1 protein-coding gene is annotated in these 415 nt (G+C 68.4%); it reads right to left on the reverse strand.

The genetic code is table 11. The features are described 5' to 3' along the window. A partial coding sequence (locus ACYOEI_RS41180) for an ATP-binding protein (protein ID WP_462856488.1) occupies positions 1 to 415 on the reverse strand: 415 nt, incomplete at both ends.

A 415-nucleotide genomic window follows, 5' to 3' on the forward strand; every position in this document is an offset into this window, starting at 1 on the left:
GCGGAAGAACGCCACCGAGAAGCCGCTCTCCACCGCCTTGACACCCAGCGAGATCGCCAGATGCGTCTTGCCGACCCCGGGCGGGCCCAGGATCAGCAGGCCCTGCTTCTCTCGCAACCAGGCGCAGGTCGCCAGCGCGTCGAGCTTCGACCGCTGCACCGCCGGCTGGAACGCGAAGTCGAAGTTGGCCAACGTCTGGCCCGTCGGCAGGCCCGAGAGCCGCAGCGAGGTCCGGATCCGCCGCTCCTCGCGACGCTCCAACTCGTCCTTGAACAACTGCTCCAACAGCGCCGGCGAGCCCAGGTCCTCCTTCACGGCTCGGGTCAGGATCATCGGCAGTGCGTCGGCGGCGAACTCCAACCCCAGCTTCATCAGCTGGTCGACCAACGTCCCCAGGTCGGCCGTCGTCGCCTTG

This window comes from Singulisphaera rosea (assembly GCF_054877945.1).